Origin of the sequence: Pseudovibrio sp. Ad13, assembly GCF_001623225.1 — a bacterium.
Taxonomy (GTDB): Bacteria; Pseudomonadota; Alphaproteobacteria; order Rhizobiales; family Stappiaceae; genus Pseudovibrio.
Genome location: NZ_LMCC01000015.1, coordinates 1 through 19,952 on the forward strand (window position 1 = coordinate 1; position 19,952 = coordinate 19,952).

A 19,952-nucleotide genomic window follows, 5' to 3' on the forward strand; every position below is an offset into this window, starting at 1 on the left:
TAATCGGCGTAAACTCTGGTTCTCACGGCACCGTAACGGTGAGCGGAGCGGGATCCCAATGGCAGGCCACTGGGGAGTTCAAGGTTGGCAATGCTGGAACGGGTGATTTGAACATTGCCGATGGCGGAACCCTTGGTGGGGCGGGTACGATCAACGATTCAACAACAGTCACGAACGGTACCATCGCTGCCGGAAACAGCCCCGGCACGCTGACTATTGATGGCGACCTCGATCTTACCTTCGCATCAGTTATGGATTTTGAGCTTGGATCTCCATCCAGCACAGCGGGCGTAGACAGCGATCTGATCCGGTTGTGGTTAAGTTTTTCCGATTTTTCACTCTCCAGGGATAGACGCACATGCAACGCTTGATCTTTGCATACAAAAACACATCAGCCCTAGTTTCACATAGGCTTGCGATTTCAATCATTGCAGGGGCGCTGACGGCAACTCCCCAAATTAGTCGTGCAGATGTTGTCTTTACCGGCAAAAACTACGGCTCCTTTGGCAGTGGCTATATGACCCTCGGCGATGGGGGCATTGGCACGCTCACAATTTCTGGCGAGGACAAACATGGCGATAAAGAAGATAGAACCATTACCGGCGACTTGAATTTTGCAGAGCATTATGTTCTTTATCCTGAACCTGCCCGCGGTGAGCTTAACGTGCTTGACGGTGCGCGTCTGACTGTAAACGGCAATCTTGATCTTGGTCATAGCTTCGAAAGCCCACCAGCACCAACAGAAGGAGGCCGTATCCTTGTTTCGGGCGAAGGATCTATACTTTCATCTATAAAGAGACTAAACTTCCGAAATGGAACGAGTGCGCTCACCGTTTCTAATGGCGGTACTTTTTCCTCACCCAATTGGATCAGATTTGGTGATTCTAGCTCTTTAGATAATTCTAGCCATTTTGCCGTCAATATCGGTGCCGCGAAAGGTGAAGCTGCTCAGGCCCCGGGAATACTGGATATTCCAAGCATTTATTTTCGTTTTTCCAATGGCGAGCTGAACCTCAATCACACTGATGACGCCTATATTTTTGATGTCGATATCGGGTCGATTTCTAACACTCAGGGATATCGCCACACAATCAATCAGATCGCGGGCACAACGATCTGGACCGGCGGCGTGGGCGAATTCTATGGTAGTTACAACAGTTTTGCTGGCACGACGAATATCACTGGCGGTGCATTGATCGTTAATGGCGAGCTGCCTGGGCAGATCAAGCTGACGGGCGGAACACTTGGGGGCACGGGTACTGTCGGCAATGTCGAGGCTACAGGTGGCACGCTCTCTCCAGGCTATCAAGGGAGTGGCACTTTGATGATCGGCGGCGATCTTGTACTGGATGAAAATGCGACACTCGCTTTCGGTCTAGGCACACCTGATGGCACTGTTGGCCTCGATAGCGACCTGATCACCGTTGGTGGCGACCTCACGTTAGATGGCACGCTTGATGTAACCGATACCGGCACGTTTGGTGTAGGTGTATATACATTAATCACCTATGACGGGGGCCTGACAGACAATGGCCTCACAATCGGAGATGCCCCGCTTGATTACGATTTTGCCCTGAGCACCACTGTAACGCCTGGCACTGTGTCATTATTGGCGTCGACGCGGGATTTACTGTTTTGGAACGGCACTTCAACCGCTGACGGCACCGTGCATGGCGGCGCGGGCACATGGAATAGTTCAAGCCGTAACTGGACCAACTCTGCCAGTTTCACAGATCTGGCCTATGACCCTGATAGCTATTTCGTTTTTCAAGGTACGGCGGGTAATGTCACGGTCGCTGTTGAAGGTGTCTCGGTTGCATCTGGCCTGCAATTTGCTGTCGATGGCTATCAAGTCGCAGGTGGCGAGATTGCGCTCGATGGCAAAACCTCGGTCCGTATTGGTGATGGCACGAATGCTGGTGCAGACTTCACTGCGACCATCGCTTCTGACATTACAGGGACCGGATCTCTAGATAAAACCGACCTAGGCACACTTATTCTAGAGGGCAATAACAGCTATGCAGGTGGCACAACCCTGACAGCGGGCAAGCTGGTTGTTAATGGTTCCATCGGTGATGTTACAGTCAATGGCGGTAGCCTTGGTGGTTCGGGGATTGTAGGGGCTGTTGCTTTCAATTCAGGTGCTGTGGTTGCACCTGGAAACTCCGTCGGGACTTTGAGTGCGACTTCTCTCAGTTTCAATAGTGGCTCAACCTTTGAAGTTGAGTTGAACGATGGGGGCAACGCGGCAGGCATCAACAACGATCTGCTGGCTGCCAGCGGTATTGTGACTATCAATGGTGGTACGGTGCACGTTAAGCCGGAAAACGGAACCGACGATGGTTCAACCTATGCCGCCAATACGGTTTATACGATTCTGAGCGCTGTAGGGGGCGTCTCCGGAATGTTTGATTCGTCCACCCCAATAGATGACTTCGCATTCCTTGATTTCGCGCTCTCTTATGATGCCAACAATGTTTATCTGGGTTCCCAAATGGCATCCAGCACGTTCTGCATTTCCGAGATGAGTGCTAATCAGTGCGCTGCGGGTGAGGGTGCATTCTCACTTGGCAGCGGAGGCTTGTTCAATTCCGTCTTGAACCTGTCCAACTCAGATGCACCAGGAGCACTCGATCAGCTTTCAGGCGAAGCCCACGCCTCAATAAAAACAGCGCTGATTGAAGATAGCCGCTTTGCCCGCGAGGCTGCCCTCAGTCGTGTGCGCATTGCAATGGATTCCGTTGCAGCGGATGGACAAGAGCAAGTGGAAAAGCGTGTTGGTGAGAGTTTCGCGTTCTGGGGGCAAGGTTTTGGGTCCTGGGGACACTGGAATGGAAACAGCAATGCTGCAGGGCTTGATCGATCAATTGGCGGTTTCCTTCTTGGTGGAGATGTCCAGATCGGCGAAAGTTCCCGTCTTGGCTTTTTCGGAGGCTATGACAACAGCAGTTTCGAAGTGAATGGCAGAACGTCCTCTGCGACGGCAGACACGCTGCATCTTGGTGCTTATGGTGGCACAGAGTTTGGGCCTCTGGGAGTGCGCGCAGGTGGTAGCTATGCATGGCACGATATCGACACGACCCGTTCGGTTGCCTTTACTGGCTTTGCCGAGAACCTGTCAGGATCCTACACAGTGCGAATTGCGCAGATCTTTGGTGAAGCGGGGTATCGTTTTGATTATTCTGCGACCAGTCTTGAGCCTTTTGCCAATATATCCTACATCCAGTTGTCCGGCGATGGGTACTCCGAAACCGGTGGCTCTGCTGCGTTGAAGGCTGGTCGCCAGACAATGGACAGCACCTTCACCAGTATTGGGTTGCGTGCAGAGACACGGGCGAACCTTGGCCAATTCACCGCGAAGCTCTCAGCTCAAGCTGCCTGGCAGCATGCGTTTGGCGATGTAACACCTGTTGTCAATCACGCCTTTGCCGGAGGCGATGACTTCTCCGTTGCCGGTATCCCGATTGCCAGAGATGCTCTTCTGCTGAATCTGGGAGCATCGGTGGATCTGGGATGTAACACGACCTTGGATCTGGCATATGATGGCCAGTTTGGTTCCGGCTTCATCGATCAGGGGCTCAAAGCAAACATTGCTCTGAAATTCTGACGGCTCTCCTGCCTGCGTAAGGCCACCTACCCAACATAAACCTGCCCGCCACCTGAAAACTTAAGTGGCGGGCAAATGCTCTCCACCTGTCGAAAATCCATATGCACCAATCCCGCTAATTTATCCCCGCCCAGAACACGGCCTTCTGCCATCTAGGCTGCCTCAACTATTGATTGATCTGTGTGAATGTCCGGTAATGGCCCTCGACGCTGGCAACGGCCTCTCACTTGCCGGAGTTTTCGCAGTGCATTGAACGTCAGCAAAGTCCGCATCTTACCAGTTCATACTCCGAGTTACTACCGACAGCTACCCAGCATGTTCTTTAATTGTTCTGATTTTTGGTCACTTTTCAGCTTGGGGCCTTTAAGGTCTACGCAGGAGCTTTTATGACTTTCGCAAAAATGGTATTTTTTGCCCTGCTTGGGATGAGGTAATCAAAATGCCAAGCCGTTTCAGCCGTGTTTCTTCTTTCTTGGCACTCATGACCCACCAGATAGAATCACGTTTATAGGAAGGTGCCAAACTCGTAAGGAAGCTCCAAGCAGAATGGTTAGCCTTGATTTGATCTTCATAGGCCTTTGTAAGCGGCACACTTCGATCCTCTGAGGTGTAGCCTTGTGCATCTGATCTGTTGTTAAAGACTTCCATCCCGGCTGATTCCATCTTTCCCAGCCGTATGAGTGCATTGACCTTCTTCACGTTCACAGCACTCCAAACACTTTGTATTTTGCGCGGCGTAAAACGGATCTTATAGCTCTCTTCGTCAATGGTTTTTCGAATGCCGTCGATCCATCCAAAGCAAAGTGCGACATCGACCGATGAGGACCACGTAAGGCTAGCTCGCCCCGAACTTTTCCTGAAATAGCCCACCCAAAGTTCACGAGCTTCAGGATGTTCTTTCAACCAATCGCTAAACTCTTCCTGTCTCTTGAAAAAGATTACTTTGACCATCCTCTACGCCTTCAACTCAAGCCATTCTGATAGATTTTAGGGGAACACCCTCCGACATGGCCGGAGGGCACGCGTACCTTGAAATATCGAAGGGACTAGGCGGTAGCCTGTTGTTCCAGCCATTTCATAATTGCTTGGTTTGTTTCCTCCGGCATTTCCTGCTGTATCCAATGGCCGCAGTCCAGATTGACCTCGTCCACATTCGGCACAAACTCCGATAATCTCTCAAATTTTGGGATCACGTCACGGTCACCATAAATCATGAGAGCAGGCTGTTTTATGATTGGGTTCGCGTCCGCCAATATATACCAGTTGCGATCAAGGTTTCTGTACCAGTTTATGCTGCTTGTGAACCCTGTGGCTTTGAAAGCGGAGACGAAGACGGCCAGTTCGCTGTCGCTCATAATTGGCTCACCAAGCGGTGCTTTTGCTTTGGCGAGGTTGAGCACGTCTAAACTCAGCTCGGGCGGTACATTTTTGCGGAACAAGTTGCGAAGGAACTGGGATGGATTTTCGTCTAATACAGCATCCGCAATGCCTGGCTGCCGGTTGAAGTGAACCATATAATAGTCGCTTCCGAGTAATTCTTCCAAGAACTCGGTCCATAGTTTTTCTCCGCGCTCCTGGTAGGGCAAGGCCAGATTTATTAGGCTTTTGACCCGCTCTGGATGCAATAAAGTCAGCCCCCAAACGACAAATGCCCCCCAATCGTGACCGATAAATGTAGCGGTTTCGTACCCGTAGTGATCGAGCAGTGCGGTGAGATCCCCCGTCAAGTGCGCAATGTCATAATCTGCAACTTCTATAGGGCGCGATGAGTTGCCGTAACCGCGTTGGTTTGGGGCGATGACATGGTAGCCAGCTTCGACAAGAGCGGATATCTGATGACGCCAAGTATAGGCATGTTCTGGCCACCCATGGCAGAGTACGATGGGGTTTCCTGCATTTTCACGACCTGCTTCAAAGACTTCGAGTTCCACACCGTTGACGGCGATTAGGGCGGGTTTGGGAAAATTGTCGGGATCAAACATAACACTCTCCTTGTAGACATGTTCAAGGATCGTTTAGTTTTCAATAGTGCCAAATTCTGTCACCATTGAATGGTAGCTTTGCAAAATGAACACTCGCCTCCGTCATGACGCAATCGTGCGCAGCCTGCGCCGGAACGGTACTTCGACAATTGCTGACTTAGCTGAGGAAGTTGGCGCATCCCGCCGCACCGTTTTGCGTGACATTAGGGCCTTGCGGGATGAGGGCTTTGTCATTCATTCTGAACCTGGGCGCGGCGGTGGCCTGCAACTCGATCCACGCTCAGTTCAGACCACAGCGCGGATTTCGGTTGCTGAAGTATTTGCACTTCTTATCAGCGTGGCGTGCATGCGAGCCGTTGGAAACCTGCCTTTTTCGGCTCTTGCAGATGCCGGACTAGCCAAAATTGAGAAGGCTCTGCCGTCGGACAGAGTCCGAGACTTACGCCGATTTCTGGATTGCTTGTATGTAGGGCAGCTTTCACCGCAGGTAGATATATCCGATATGGGAGCAATGGAGCCTGCGCTGCTGCCTGCATTCGAAACAGCTTTTCTTCAACAGCTCCACTTGCGTTTCCAGTACTGTGACGCAAAAGGGGTAGTAACCAGCCGAGTTGTTGAGCCGCAAGCTATGCTGATCTTGCCACCACTATGGTATCTGGTGGCCTGGGATCCTGCGCGCAAGGACTTCCGTCATTTTCGAATGGACCGGATTTGCAGGCCAAACTACGTCCAGAACACAACATTTCGGAGACGACATGTGCCGTTTGAGGATAACGTTCGCCCAATTCGCGATTCACCTCGCTGACCCTCATAGATAAAGTACTATTTCTCTTTGCGTATTTACGTTTGTACCTGCAAATATAGCGGCCATCTGGTCGGCTTCGACAAACCCGATAATTGCTGCGGTGCTAAAAATCCGCAACTTGGGCTCAGCGAACTCACCTTGTGGCCTGCTTGACTGATCGCCTTACTCGATGAAAAACTGCCCACTCGGATACTCAAAAAATCCGCTATGTAGATTGTATCAACCCTTGATAGAAATATTCAAAGGTTCGCAGTTGGTCACGCGCGACGCGTCAGGAATGGCTAGAATTTCGGGCCATTAGCCGCCGTTGGGGCGTTTTTAGCAAGGGTTGAACCAGTTCCACCAAGAAGCTTCTGTAAACGATCTGTAACTACTCAAACGGCCCCTTTGCTGACATTCAGCCCACTTCAAAATCTACTTACTCGCCTCCCGAAAGTTAACATTGGTCGATGGCGCAGCATTTCGGGTTCGTAAGTGACTGTGAAGCGGGACAGATAGCTAACGTTCGCATCATACTTTCCAATAAGCGTTTAGTGACCGAACGCCCCGAACAGTACGGCCTCCAATTTTCACACATTTTTGGATGTTTTCTACTTTTTAGAACTAGGGGTGGAGCCTAGGCTAACAAGGATCCGCCGGTTGAAAGATTTTATTGATCACCTGATACCCACAGCGCCAGTTTACCCTTCACATGTCCTGTCTCCAGCTTTTCATGCGCACGAACCACATCGCCCAATTCGAAAAACTCGGTATGAGGAAGGCTCAACTCGCCAGCCTCAACCAAATTAACGATTTCCCGAATTTCCGCGCCGAAACTTGCATCGTCGACAAAAGCCAAAATTTTCTCGACACCGCGTTCTTTCGCTTCAGCGATTTGAGCTTCGACATCTCCGTCATCCGTCAATGTTGCGATATTAACGAGCCGACCGCCTCGCTTTAACAAGGCCACAGGATCAGCAAGCGAGTCGGCGCTTATGGTGTCGACGATCAAATTCAAGCCATTTGGAGCCCATTTGGAAATTTCGTCGCTAATACTTTGAGTTTTGTAGTCAATCGGGAAATCGGCTCCCAGGGACTTAACATAGTCCAAATTGGCGCCACTGCAGGTGGTGGCTACCTCTGCGCCAGCCCATTTTGCCAATTGAACGGCAAAACTGCCCACACCACCCGAAGCACCATTGATGAGTATCTTCTTGCTCTCACCCTTCCTGAGCGCACCTTTTTCAGCCCCGAACAGTGCCTGCCAGGCCGTCACACCTGCAGTCGGAATGGTCGATGCAGATTCCAAGGTCATATCTGCAGGGATCAGCGCAACCCGGCACTTATCGACCACAAGGTACTCTGCATAGGACCCAGGTTTCCCCGCAGAAAACATATTGGTTGCGGAAGCAACTCTATCGCCCTCAGAGAACTCGGTTACGTTTTTGCTTGTCGCCACCACGACACCCGAAGCGTCCACCCCGAGAACCAAAGGGAACTTGGCGTTTGGCATCGCCGAGGCGAGGTGTCCTTCTCGCATTTTCCAATCTGCCGGATTGACCCCCGCGTAGGCCACTTTGATCAGCACGTCGTCGGCTTCAAGGTCTGGAATGGGGAGTTGCGCGATTTCGAACATTGCTGCACCGCCCCATTGCTTAATTACTGCTGCTGTCATTGATTTTGTCATATGTCTCTCCGAACATTATTCATCTCGATCTCCAAGGGGATTGGTTTCAATCAACTGAATTTTCAATTGGGTCTGTGATTGCGCCAAGGGTCCGCTGGTGATCACGTCGAACTAGCGGTTCTTTCCTTGGCGCATTGTGACGGTTACCTGTCAGAACCGCGTCAACCACTCGGCTAGAGCCTTGCCGATTTCATCGGGATAGTCCTCTTGAACGAAATGCCCCCCTTGGCCAAGAAACGCCGTCTCAAGATTTTTCAGGTTCTTCTGCAAATACTCGGCTTGGGCCATCGGAAGTATCGCGCCTGGATCGACGTGGAACATCAATTTCGGCAGATCACTGGCCAGCAACCACGCGTTATTTGCCGTCGCCACCTCATAGACATCTGCCGGTTCGCCAGCGATTGGAATTTCGCGTGGCCAGTCTAACAATATTTTCCGGCTCTCGGCTGTTGGGTAATAGCGGTTATACTCTGCCATAACTTCATCCGAGAGCGGTCCATTCGGGCTGCCGTATCGCATAAATTGATCCAGTAAAATGTTCTGGTTCATAATCATTTCTTCGCCAACACCGGGCGTGTTCACATTGCGTACGAATTCCGCGAAATCGCCCAGTGACTCGTAGCTTTCGTAGGGAATAAAGCCCGGCGTCATCGCCTCCATAAAGGCAATTGCGGACACACGTTCGGGACGCGTGCGCGCATAGTGCCAGCCCAGACCCGACCCCCAATCATGGATCACCAACACGGCATCCTTCAAATCCAGAGCGTCAAGAAAGGTGAACATATATTCCGCGCTGTCGGCATAGGTATTTTCAAGTGCTGGCTTGTCGCTATCGCCCATTCCGATCAGATCAGGTGCAATCACGCGGTGTGTGGCTGACAGGTGCGGGATGATGTTCCGCCAAAGATAAGAAGAGGCAGGGTTGCCGTGCAAAAGGACAACGGGGCGCCCTTCGCCCTCATCAACATAAGCGATCTTCTGGCCCAGCACTGTCATATAACTTTTGTCCTGCGCTTGATGAGTGTCCGCGAATGCGGGCAGCGACATTACGGATGCGGCTGTAACCAAGGCGGCAAATTTTAGTAAGGTTCTGCGTTTCATAGATATCTCCAGTTTTCTGTTGAGCAATATCTATGTTTCAATTACCTCTTTATAAATTGCATAATTTCGAACATAGTGTTCGCCTGATGAAACATAGGGGATGCGAAATGCGGTCCATCGACTGGGAAATGATGCCTTTTTTTCTGGCTGTTGCGCGCAAGGGAAGCCTGCGCGCTGGGGCTGAGATGCTGAACGCCAATCATGTTACGGTGAACCGCAACATCAAGGTATTGGAAGCCAGCTATGGCGTTCAGCTTTTTACCCGTTCTCGCCGCGGTTTTGAGTTAACCGAAGCGGGAGAGGCTCTTTTGCCAATGGCGGAAGAAGCCGAGCAGGTATTTCTTGGAGCGCGTCGCCGGGTCGAAGGTTTGGATAGAACCGAAACTGGAACGATTAAATTTTCTCTGCCGCCTGCTATGGCCCTTGATGTCGTCGCGCCGATACTGGCGCGGTTTCATCAGGCCTATCCAGGCATCGATGTGGAACTGCGATTGACCGACGCGCAAGAGGATATCAATCAAGCGGAAACGGATGTCTCTCTTCGAGCGGCATATGAGGTAACCGATGACGTCACCGCGCGCAAACTTTACCCCATGGCAATCGGGATCTACGCCAATCAACAGTATATTGATGAGGTTTTACCCACTGCCGGACCCGAGGGTGCCGGATTGAGTTGGGTTGGTTGGACGAAATCACGTGAAAATCCGGCGTGGCTGAAGCAATCTCAATTTCCTGCCGCCGATATTCGCTACTCCTCAAGCGAAACATATATGCACATAAGCCTTCTAAGGCAGGGATGTGGAATGTCATTTCTGCCTGTTGTTTTTGAACATATTTTCCCCGATTTGCGCCAAATGCCAAATACCGAGATTGAATTTGATCGCACCCTATTCATCTTACTGCACTCAGAATTGCGACGAACAGTTCGGGTTCGCAGGTTCGTGGATTTTTTGGCGGATGGGCTTGACGAACTGAAGCCCAAGATGCAAGGGGCACTTTATCAGAAGTAGACCAAGCGCTACGAACCTGAAAACGGCAATCAAATCTTTGCCAATGACCGGCCTGTGCGATGGCCAAAGTGCAGCTTCGGATAACAGGTCTCAAACCCGACCTTGGATGCGGCGTATCATTTTATGATACAGGCCCAACTGGACCGAGCGTGCACATTTGGGCGTTACGAACAACAACAAGGGAGCATTGAATCTCATTCACCCAAGTTTGGTGATTTTGAACTGGTAAGATGCGGACTTTGCTGACGTTCAATGCACTGCGAAAACCCCGGCCAGTGAGAGACCGTTGCTAGCGTCGAGGGCCACAAGCGGCCATCCGAGCGGTTCCAGCTGAGGTTGAGAGCAAATATTATAAACTATTATGAAACTGCCATCAGAACCGGATATCGTCCTTATCCAAGCACATGGCCGCCTTCGCCGGGTGACCCATGTTTGCCGTTCGGGCCAGTTGGAAATGTTGGCAGCAGATGGCACTTCGCAACTTCGGACATATACAGAGCATGCATTAACTGGCGATCGTTCGGCCTACGCGAAGAGCGCAAACTGGCAGGTCACTTCTGATTTTCTCCATATTCCTGAACAGCTACAGCAGGCCTCATTTCAGCTCAGGGCATTCTAAAGCCTGATTCACGGTTCGGCTGACTAGTAACTTTGGCGGATTACGCAGTGTTTGAAGTATAACGCAGCTCTTTTCAGCGGCATTGAGAAGCACTGCCAGAGATTTATCGGGAACATCTGATGAGGTTTTTATGTCAACCTCGACATGAACGCTCTGGAATCCAACAGGAATCTGATCGTTCATCATTAGTGTTCCACGGACGTCGGCCCCTAAGCTAACCTTTACCTCAAGATTTTTGAGTTCCATTTTCATCAGATTGGCGATCATTCGGATCGCGGTATCCAGACAACTCGCTAGAGCCGCTGCTAAAATCTCGCCGGGGCAAGGAAAGTCACTTTCCCCGCCAACAGCCTTATGCACAGAGATTGGCAAGTCGATGGGAACATCAACACCGCAAACAACATGGCCATGGATCGGATGGCATGCCCTCACCTGTCGGTCAATGGTTCTTGCGTGATCATCCACCCACGCAGTTTGAGGAGCTTTGGCATAGAGCGCTCGCAATCGGGCTTGCCGATCACGCACATTAATGCCTTCAGATGCCTCAAAGGATCGGATATGGTTCAAGTGTTCCGCTTGCAATGCCATTTTTAACGCTCCTTGCCAATGCCAGGGATAAAGGGACCGACCTCCCGGCGATAGGACTGATAGTCCTCGCCTAGTTCAGCAATCAGGTCTTTTTCTTCCAGTAAAAGAACGGCCATTACAACATAGATTGTGGTGACAACAGCGAAGAGCAGATGGCCAATACTCATTAACGGAGTTGCCCAGAACGCTAACAAAAAGCCAGTCATTAAAGGGTGGCGAACCAAGCGATAAAGAGCCACCCGTCTAAAACCACCTGCCACAAACTCGCGATTTCTAAGGTTCGCTAAAACCTGATTGAGGCCTAATAAATCGAAATGACTAGTCATGAAGGTTGAGCTTAGGACAATAAGCCATCCGACCCAATAAATACCCACAAGCGCTAGGCCCAATGGAGTTCCAGAAACATCCCAGACGACCCTAGCCATCGGCTGCCAATAAAAGAAAATCAGGCACAAAGCCAGAGAGGACAGCAACACATAGGTGCTCCGCTCTATAGGCTGGGGTATAATTTTCTTCCAGATGAGTTTGAAACCGGGGCGCGCCATCACACTGTGCTGAAGTGCAAAAATCGTTAGCAGCAGTAGATTGATACCAAGGCTCGGTAGAAAAGCCCCAGGCGATCCTGAATCGATCCCCTTTGGCACAACAATGTTGGCTACAAAGCCAATGGCGTAAAGAAAGGTGAGAAAAAAGACGATGTAGGATAATATTCCATAAGAAAATGCAAGAGCGCGTCCCATATTAACCTCCAGGTTCCGTACGCCGCCTTGATCGCAGACGTTGACATAAAGGTGCGCTTGCTCTCTTGATTAAGAAAGTTCGGCTTTAATAGTAATTCACTACGGATTCCATAGTTGTTTTGTAAAACGGAGTTCATTACGTTCAGATTATGAAAACTTCCCGTAAGATCTTGCCCGGCAGCTTGTGTCCTGCGATAGCTTCAGCCGATGTTATCGGTGACAAGTGGGTTCTTCTTATTCTGCGTGAATTGTTTCTAGGATCTACGCATTTCAGTGACTTTCAACGGGCAATACCACGCGTGTCACCTTCGATTTTGAGCAACCGCCTCAAGTCGCTAGAAGACGCAGAACTTATTCTACGCAAAACCACTGAAACTGGCCGAACAAAGGAATATCGGCTTACCAGATCGGGAAGGGAGTTGGGGCCGATCATCGATGCCATGGCTGTTTGGGGGCTACGTTGGCGAAGTCGCCGTATAATGGAGCAAGACTGTGATGTTGGCGCGTTCATGTGGGACTTCCATCGAACTCTGGCAACAGATGCGATGCCGGGCGGCGAAACAGTGATCCACGTGCACATTATCGATCAAAGCAGGCTCGGTAGCTGGTGGATTTTAGCGAATGGCAAAACCGTAGATCTATGCACAGATGATCCGGGCCACGATGTGGATGTCTATATCAGTGCGCGGCTTGAGTGCCTAGTATCCATTTGGATGCGCGATATTTCAATCAACAAAGCAAAAGCGAATAACGATTTATACCTTGAGGGCTCCAGAGAACTGGTTCAATCTGCTCAGGACTGGTTCGCCTGTTCTCCTTACTCGAAAATTAAACCTGCCCCGAATATTTGATCTCGGTAAACCGCTACTGTTCAATACCTGCTGGTCGTTTAAGCAGGGTACTGCAAGAAGGCGTTGAGACCTACGATCACATTCTCCACCTCCACAATCGCTCTTAATCGGCAGGAGCTTGCTTTGCGTGTATGTCTTCAAGGTTATGATTGCTGCAGCAACATTGGTAACTATCTGCTCCCCGCCGAAGCCATATGGATGAGATATGGGGCTAAACACCTCAGCAGCGAGTGCCGCTGCTGAGGAAGCGTTCAAAGATATCCCTAGCAAGGCCCGCAAGCGCTATTCCGCAGAAGACAAGATCCGTATCGTGCTTGCCGGATTACATGATGAAGACAGTATTGCTGAGCTGAGCCGGTAAGAAGGTATCTCGCAGAGCTCTACTACAATTGGTCCAAGGAAGTTTCTTGAAGTAGATAAGAAATGGCTTGCTGGGGACACCGGCAAGGGCCCTGTTGCAAAATACCTTAGCGCCTACAGAAAAAGGGCCAAATGCGGCCATTCGAGCTGTTCTATCAATGGTTGAAGCGGCCTGGATGGCAGGCTGTCAGAGTTCCCGAGACTGCTTTCATTTCCTAGACAAAGTTCACGGTACTAATGAAAAAGGCCGTGCTCAGGATGGGGGCAAATTAACAGAGATGGCGCATATGAATTTTTGATGATTGGAGAGCACTTGCCCACCACCTAAGTTTTCAGGTGGCGGGCAGGTTTATGTGGGGTAGTTGGCCTTGCTCAGGCAGGAGAATGGTCAGAACTTCAGAGCAATGTTCGCTTTGAGTCCCTGATCAGTGAAGCTGGAACCGAACTGGCCATCGTATGCCAGACCCAAGGTCGTGCTATGTCCCAAATCCACCGATGCTCCCAGATTCAGCAGGAGGGCATCTCTGGCAATCGGGATACTGGCAACGGAGAAGTCATCGCCTCCGGCAAAGGCCTGATTGACAACAGGTGTTACATCGCCAAACGCATGCTGCCAGGCAGCTTGTGCTGATAACTTCGCGGTGAATTGACCAAGGTTCGCCCGTGTCTCTGCCCGCAGCCCGATACTGGTGAAGGTGCTGTCCATTGTCTGGCGATCAGCCTTCAGCGCAGCAGAGCCACCGGTTTCGGAGTACCCATCGCTGGACAACTGGACGTAGGATATACTGGCAAAAGGCTCCAAACTGGTTGCTGCAAAATCAAAACGGTACCCTGCTTCACCAAAGATCTGCGCAGTGTGCGCCGTATAGGACCCTGACAGGTTCTCAGTAAAGCCAGTGAAGGCGACCGAACGGGTCGTGTCGATATCATGCCATGCATAGCTACCACCTGCGCGCACCCCCAGAGGCCCAAACTCTGTGCCACCATAAGCACCAAGATGCAGCGTATCTGCTGTCGCTGAGGACGTTCTGCCATTCACTTCGAAACTGCTGTTGTCGTAGCCACCGAAAAAGCCAAAGCGGGAACTTTCACCAATCTGGACATCTCCACCTAGAAGGAAACCGCCGATTGACCGATCAAGCCTTGCGGCATTGCTGTTTCCACTCCAGCGTCCCCAGGACCCAAAACCTTGCCCCCAGAACGTGAGGCTTTCGCCAACGCGCTTTTCTACTTGCTCTTGTCCATCCGCTGCAACGGAATCCATTGCAGCACGCACACGATTGAGGGCTGCCTCGCGGGCAAAACGGCTATCTTCAATCAGCGCTGTTTTTATTGAGGCATGAGCTTCGCCTGAAAGCTGATCGAGTGCTCCTGCTGCATCCGCATTGGAAAGGTTCAAGACTGAATTGAACAAGTCTCCGATGCCAAGTGAGAATGCACCCTCACCCGCAGCGCACTGATTAGCACTCATCCCGGGCATGCAGAACGAGCTAGATACTAATTGGGAACTCAGATAAACGTTGTTGGCATCATAAGAGAGAACAAAATCAAGGAATGCGAAGTCATCTGTTGGTGCGGGTGAATCAAACGTTCCGGAGACGCCCCCTACAGCGCTCATAATCGTATAGACCGTATTTGTAGTGTAGGTTGAGCCATCGTCGGTTCCGTTTTCCGGCTTCACATGCACCGTACCACCATTGATCGTCACAGTACCGCTGGCGGCCAGCAGATCGTTGTTGATGCCTGCCACGTTGCCCCCATCGTTCAATTCAACGTCAAAGGTTGATCCACTATTGAAAACAAGAGAAGTCGCATTCAGAGTCCCAACGGAGTTTCCCGGTGCGACTACAGCACCTGATTGGAAAGCAACAGCCCCTACAGTCCCCGAGCCACCAAGGGTGCCGCCATTGACCGTAACATCGCCAATGGTGCCATTAACAACCAGCTCGCCACCGGAAACAATGGTGTCGCCGGTATAGGTGTTGGTGCCGGTTAGGATAGTGGTGCCTGCAAGCTGATTGACACTGCCAGTCCCGCTAATATCTGCGGAGAAGGTGTAGTCACTATCCGTGTGGTTGAAGTTGATTACCCCGGTACCGTCACCAAATTTAACTGCTGTGGCATCCAGACTGCCTGCGGCCTGCGCGGTGTCGCCAGCGGCAGCCCCAATATTGAGCGTGCCATGAGAACCTGTCACCCTGCCCAGATAAACGCTGTTCTCCACATCAACCACGCCACCATCTGAGATCGTTAGGGTACCGTTTCCGAGCAATCCGATGTTCATATAGTGGCTGTTTTCCCAGAGAGAACCAACTCCGGTCACGACTACGTCCCCCGAAGAACCAGCTTCAGAACCGATCCCCCCTTTTTTACTGGTCACCCGACCACCTTCGCTAATGGTTAGAGTTCCGACCCCATAACGTCCCACGTAAAGGCTAGTCCCGCTTGCATCCAACCCGAAATCGTTCTTCCAATGCGACCCTTCTCCGATTACCTCCACTGTTCCGGTAGAGCCTGCAAAAGTGCCAATCTGGCCATGCATGCCGGAAACTAAACCGCCCTCCAAGATATTCAGGGTTCCGTTTCCAAAGCGCCCGACATAAAAGCCGTTGGTAGTTTGCAGGCGCGAAGAAGGCCCTGTCACTGTTGCAGCCCCATAAGAACCTGAGCTTTTCCCGAGAAAGGTTGAAAGACTGGCGGACACATCGCTGCCATCAACAACGGTCAGAGACGCTGTTTCAGGTCCACCAACGCTAATAGTTCGACCGGCCAGAGTGGCGCCATCCCTGAACTCCAGCGCTCCTTCTGAAACAGTGGTGTCGCCACTATAGGAGCTGTCACCCGTCAGGACGAGTGTTCCAAGACCAGTTTTGTCCAGTGATCCAGTCCCGGTCAGGTTGGAGGTAATGGTTGAGGTCAAACCGGTGCCCGAGCTGGTTCCGTCCCCAACCCTGAATGAAACGGTATCAGCGCCAGCACTTATGATGATATCGCCTCCAGTTATGCTGTAACCATCGGAGGCAAACTGCATGCCTTTGGAAATTGAAACTCCAGCACTATCCACTGTGACTATGCCCGTTGTTCCCTGGAAAATCAGTGTGCTGTCCGGTTGATAAGGTGCGCTTGCTGAGCCAGTGGCATCGGTCCAGTTGGTTCCCGCAGTGCTCCAGGTGCCAGAACCACCATGAACGGCTCCATCAGCACTTGTTACCGCTCCGTTCCAGAAGCTCAGCTGGTCCGGGTTCACCAGAAGGTTGACCTGTCCGGCTGTTGCTGTCTGCACGTTGTAAAGCAAGCCCGTGGGCGCGGTGCCCACCACCAGACCGTTATCGGTCAAACTGCCACCATAGGTGATCAGGTTATAGACCCCGGCGTCAAAGCCACCTGCATCGGTAACGTTGAGCGATCCATCCAGCGTCAGATCACCGCCAACGGCGATGAGGTCACTGTCTACGCCTGCTGTGCCGGATGGAGATCCAAGCTCAAAATCCAGAACGGATGCGGAGGTCAGATTAAGGTCACCGCCAATTGTCAGCGTACCCGGACTGTTTCCGGCAGAGATGGTTCCGCTTGTGACTGTTGCCGAACCATTGATCGTGCCCGAACCGCCAAGGGTGCCGCCATTGATTGTCACATCGCTAATCGAACCATCAACAACAAGCACGCCTTCCGAGACAGTTGTACCACCGGTGTAGGTATTGGCACCGGAAAGGGTGAGCGTGCCGTAATCAGTTTTTTCCAGTGAACCGGTACCGGTCAGGTTAGATGCAACGATTGCCGAATATCCCGCGCCCGCGGAGGTCCCGTCTCCGACGCGGAATCCAGCTTCTCCTGCCAGTGTAATATCGCCACCAGTCACTATATAGCCATCGGCAGCAAACTGCATGCCCTTGGAAATTGAAACCCCGGCACTATCCACTGTGACTGTGCCCGGTGCTCCCTGGAAAATCAGCGTGCTGTCTGGTTGATAAGGTGCGCTTGCTGAGCCAGTGGCATCGGTCCAGTTGGTTCCCGCAGTGCTCCAGGTGCCAGAACCACCATGAACGGTTCCATCAGCACTTGTTACCGCTCCATTCCAGAAGCTCAGCTGGTCTGGATTTACCAGAAGATTGACCTGTCCGGCTGTTGCGGTCTGCACGTTGTAAAGGAAACCTGTAGGCGCAGTGCCCACCGCCAAACCATTATCGGTCAAACTGCCGCCATAAGTGATCAAGTTATACACCCCGGCGTCAAAGCCACCTGCATCAGTAACATTGAGAGATCCATCCAGCGTCAGATCACCGCCAACGGCGATGAGGTCACTGTCTGCGCCTGCTGTGCCTGACGGAGAGCTGAGTTCGAAGTCCAGAACGGATGCGGAGGTCAGATTGAGGTCACCGTCGATGGTCAGTGTGCCAGGGCTGTTGCCTGCAGCAATCGTTCCGCTTGTGACTGTTGCAGAACCGTTGATCGTGCCCGATCCGCCAAGGCTACCGCCATTGACTGTAACATCGCCAATGGTGCCATCAACAACTAGCTTGCCTCCTGAAACGGTAGTGCCACCGGTATAGGTGTTGGCACCAGTCAGGGTCGTGGTGCCCGAAAGCTGGTTAACCCGGCCGTCTCCTCTGATCTTTGGCGCGAACACGTAAGCGGTATTCGTGTGGTTAAAGTTGATCACCCCGATACCGTCACCAAATCTAACTTCCTCTGTATCAAGGGTGCCTGCCTTCACAGCCGTCTCACCTGCTGCAGCGCCAATATTGAGTGTGCCTTGTGAAACGGCATCGTAGGCCAGCTTGACTTCACCATCTACATCCACGGTGGCGCCATCCGCGATCGTCAGCGTCCCGGGCGCACTATCTCCGATGATAATACGATCGCGACTCTCCCAAACGGAGCCTTCTCCCGTCACTGTAACAATACCCGAACTGGTCCCACTGAAGCTGGTACTGTCAAAGCCAATGGTGGCGCGACCAGAAGTGACCTTGCCGCCATTCTCTATTTTTAGGGAGCCGGCACCATACTGGCCGACCAAAAGAGAGCCTGCCTCCCAGATGGATCCGTCATCCGTCACAGTCACGGCACCTGTGGCATTAGGTCCACCTATGACGCTGGCCCGACCACTGGTAGCCCTGCCACCATCGGAAATGGTCAGCGTTCCGGTCCCATACAAGCCAATTATAGAGTTAGTAGCAACATTTAACGAAGCTCCTGAACCCGTCACTGTCACGCTGCCCGACACACGGCCAATAAACATATTTTCGCTATTAACCTCACTGCCCTCTGCAATGGTTAATGCGCCGGTGTCGGCATAGCCGACCCTCAGCTCTTGAGTGTCGGTCAAAACACTCCCGCCGCGCAACTCCAGCGTACCGCCGGAAACTATCGTGTCGCCGGTGTAGGTGTTGGTGCCGGTCAGGATCGTAGTACCGGAAAGCTGATTGACACTGCCATTCCCGCTGATATCCGCGGAAAAGGTGTAGTCACTATCCGTATGGTTGAAGTTGATTACCCCAGTGCCGTCTCCGAACTCAACAGTTGAGGTATCAAGCGTACCGGCCGTAGCAGCCGCATCACCGCTTCCCGCCCCGATGTTCAAAACGCCAGAACCCGTTGAGTTAGAGCCCAGCTTTGTCACCCCGGACACGCTCACTATTGCATCCTCTGAAATCGTCAGGGTACCATCGCCGTCGCGCCCAACAAACAGATTGCTCGAATTGCTCCAGGTTGACCCGGTGCCGGTCACTTCAACAATGCCGGTTGAGTCTTTGTAACGGCCGATAAAGCCGGATATATTACTCACCGTGCCGCCATCAGACACCGTCAGAGAGCCCCCCCCATCGCGACCGACACTCAGATTGCCCGAATTGCCCCAAGTTGACCCGGTGCCGGTCACCTCAACAACGCTGGTTGAGCCTTCGTAACGGCCAACATAGCCGTAGTTACTATTCACCTTACCGCCATCAGATACCGTCAGAGTGCCATTGCCAGATCCTCCAACAGCTAGAATGCCCGAATTGACCCAGATTGATCCGGTACCAGTCACTTCAACACTGCCGGTTGAACCGTCGCTATAACCGATGTGGCCGTAGTTGCCTTTCACCTTACCGCCATCGGATACCGTCAGAGTGCCGTTACCAAAGTCACCGATACTCAGATCCATTGAATTATCCCAGGTTGACCCGATGCCGGTCACTTCAACGGCGCCGATTGATCCACTGTTATCTCCGATATAGCCGTAGTTACTATTCACCACGCCGCCATCGGATACCGTCAGAGTTCCTTCGCCGCTGTAGCCTACCCTCAGATTATTTGCCCTTGCAGTTCCGTTGGTGGTTTTATCCGTTACTGAGGTCGGATTGAGTGCTGTCGTATCGATGTAAACACTTCCTGCCCCATTCGGGATAATGTCATTAGTCCAGTTCTCGCCAGTAAACCAATCGCTTGATGCGCTTCCGTCCCATGTTTGGCCAAGCGCGTTGGTTGCTCCGGACAACCCCAAAGGCCCTGATGCAATTAGCGCAGCCGCAAGATGGGGCGCTCGACTTGCTATAACACCAGCCACTTTGGTCATGCGTCCACCGCGCCGCAGATGGTTCAGAAAGTGCTCAAAACATGTTCTTGTAGGGGGAATAGTCATA

General features: G+C 51.9%; 12 protein-coding genes and 1 pseudogene. 6 read left to right on the plus strand and 7 right to left on the minus strand.

The features are described 5' to 3' along the window. Together PsAD13_RS17220 and PsAD13_RS17225 are read left to right on the plus strand one after the other, a co-directional pair. Window positions 1–371, plus strand: a pseudogene (locus tag PsAD13_RS17220) (hypothetical protein); the annotation flags it as partial. After that, window positions 359–3,607, plus strand: a complete 3,249-nt coding sequence (locus PsAD13_RS17225; RefSeq protein WP_208986727.1) for an autotransporter domain-containing protein — start codon at window positions 359–361, stop codon at window positions 3,605–3,607. The pseudogene PsAD13_RS17220 and the gene PsAD13_RS17225, both read left to right, overlap by 13 nt. Before the next feature lie 384 nt (window positions 3,608–3,991). Here the strand turns inward: PsAD13_RS17225 and PsAD13_RS17230 are convergent, their stop codons facing one another. Further along, window positions 3,992–4,558 carry a YdeI/OmpD-associated family protein gene (locus tag PsAD13_RS17230; protein WP_063318969.1) on the minus strand — a complete coding sequence of 189 codons (567 nt, stop codon included), beginning with the start codon at window positions 4,556–4,558 and terminating at the stop codon, window positions 3,992–3,994. Between the two features lie 95 nt (window positions 4,559–4,653). Then, window positions 4,654–5,589 carry an alpha/beta hydrolase gene (locus tag PsAD13_RS17235; protein ID WP_063318970.1) on the minus strand — a complete coding sequence of 312 codons (936 nt, stop codon included), beginning with the start codon at window positions 5,587–5,589 and terminating at the stop codon, window positions 4,654–4,656. Between the two features lie 85 nt (window positions 5,590–5,674). On the opposite strand from PsAD13_RS17235, the gene PsAD13_RS17240 reads away from it, so the two are divergent. Beyond that, window positions 5,675–6,394: a WYL domain-containing protein gene (locus tag PsAD13_RS17240; RefSeq protein WP_063318971.1), complete on the plus strand. Its 720-nt coding sequence runs from the start codon at window positions 5,675–5,677 to the stop codon at window positions 6,392–6,394. A gap of 649 nt (window positions 6,395–7,043) precedes the next feature. On the opposite strand, the gene PsAD13_RS17245 is transcribed toward PsAD13_RS17240, so the two are convergent. Continuing rightward, window positions 7,044–8,060, minus strand: a complete 1,017-nt coding sequence (locus PsAD13_RS17245; RefSeq protein ID WP_063318972.1) for an NADP-dependent oxidoreductase — start codon at window positions 8,058–8,060, stop codon at window positions 7,044–7,046. Between the two features lie 150 nt (window positions 8,061–8,210). Next, window positions 8,211–9,161 carry a haloalkane dehalogenase gene (locus PsAD13_RS17250; RefSeq protein WP_063318973.1) on the minus strand — a complete coding sequence of 317 codons (951 nt, stop codon included), beginning with the start codon at window positions 9,159–9,161 and terminating at the stop codon, window positions 8,211–8,213. Window positions 9,162–9,268: 107 nt separating this feature from the next. On the opposite strand from PsAD13_RS17250, the gene PsAD13_RS17255 reads away from it, so the two are divergent. Then, the gene (locus PsAD13_RS17255; RefSeq protein WP_063318974.1) at window positions 9,269–10,171 is read left to right on the plus strand and encodes a LysR family transcriptional regulator; all 903 of its coding nucleotides are present in this window, start codon (window positions 9,269–9,271) and stop codon (window positions 10,169–10,171) included. A gap of 595 nt (window positions 10,172–10,766) precedes the next feature. Here the strand turns inward: PsAD13_RS17255 and PsAD13_RS17260 are convergent. Beyond that, window positions 10,767–11,378: an OsmC family protein gene (locus PsAD13_RS17260; RefSeq protein ID WP_063318975.1), complete on the minus strand. Its 612-nt coding sequence runs from the start codon at window positions 11,376–11,378 to the stop codon at window positions 10,767–10,769. 2 nt (window positions 11,379–11,380) lie between these two features. Then, window positions 11,381–12,118, minus strand: coding sequence for a methanethiol S-methyltransferase (gene mddA / locus PsAD13_RS17265; RefSeq protein WP_063318976.1), 738 nt, complete (start codon window positions 12,116–12,118; stop codon window positions 11,381–11,383). Between the two features lie 149 nt (window positions 12,119–12,267). Here mddA and PsAD13_RS17270 point away from each other — a divergent pair, with 149 nt between their 5' ends. Further along, a complete protein-coding gene (locus PsAD13_RS17270; RefSeq protein WP_057461930.1) occupies window positions 12,268–12,969 on the plus strand; it encodes a helix-turn-helix domain-containing protein in 702 nt (233 codons plus the stop codon). 205 nt (window positions 12,970–13,174) lie between these two features. Beyond that, window positions 13,175–13,330 carry a hypothetical protein gene (locus tag PsAD13_RS27850; RefSeq protein ID WP_161831232.1) on the plus strand — a complete coding sequence of 52 codons (156 nt, stop codon included), beginning with the start codon at window positions 13,175–13,177 and terminating at the stop codon, window positions 13,328–13,330. Between the two features lie 387 nt (window positions 13,331–13,717). Here the strand turns inward: PsAD13_RS27850 and PsAD13_RS17275 are convergent, their stop codons facing one another. Then, window positions 13,718–19,885, minus strand: coding sequence for an autotransporter domain-containing protein (locus PsAD13_RS17275; protein WP_193777064.1), 6,168 nt, complete (start codon window positions 19,883–19,885; stop codon window positions 13,718–13,720). Between the last annotated feature and the right edge of the window lie 67 nt (window positions 19,886–19,952).

Coding starts and splice junctions, on each gene's coding strand:
- PsAD13_RS17255 (WP_063318974.1), top strand. CDS start 9,269: ATGCGGTCCATCGACTGGGAAATGATGCCTTTTTTTCTGGCTGTTGCG.
- PsAD13_RS17260 (WP_063318975.1), bottom strand. CDS start 11,378: ATGGCATTGCAAGCGGAACACTTGAACCATATCCGATCCTTTGAGGCA.
- PsAD13_RS27850 (WP_161831232.1), top strand. CDS start 13,175: ATGGGGCTAAACACCTCAGCAGCGAGTGCCGCTGCTGAGGAAGCGTTC.
- PsAD13_RS17235 (WP_063318970.1), bottom strand. CDS start 5,589: ATGTTTGATCCCGACAATTTTCCCAAACCCGCCCTAATCGCCGTCAAC.
- PsAD13_RS17230 (WP_063318969.1), bottom strand. CDS start 4,558: ATGGTCAAAGTAATCTTTTTCAAGAGACAGGAAGAGTTTAGCGATTGG.
- PsAD13_RS17270 (WP_057461930.1), top strand. CDS start 12,268: ATGAAAACTTCCCGTAAGATCTTGCCCGGCAGCTTGTGTCCTGCGATA.
- PsAD13_RS17240 (WP_063318971.1), top strand. CDS start 5,675: ATGAACACTCGCCTCCGTCATGACGCAATCGTGCGCAGCCTGCGCCGG.
- PsAD13_RS17250 (WP_063318973.1), bottom strand. CDS start 9,161: ATGAAACGCAGAACCTTACTAAAATTTGCCGCCTTGGTTACAGCCGCA.
- PsAD13_RS17225 (WP_208986727.1), top strand. CDS start 359: ATGCAACGCTTGATCTTTGCATACAAAAACACATCAGCCCTAGTTTCA.
- PsAD13_RS17245 (WP_063318972.1), bottom strand. CDS start 8,060: ATGACAAAATCAATGACAGCAGCAGTAATTAAGCAATGGGGCGGTGCA.
- mddA (WP_063318976.1), bottom strand. CDS start 12,118: ATGGGACGCGCTCTTGCATTTTCTTATGGAATATTATCCTACATCGTC.
- PsAD13_RS17275 (WP_193777064.1), bottom strand. CDS start 19,885: ATGACCAAAGTGGCTGGTGTTATAGCAAGTCGAGCGCCCCATCTTGCG.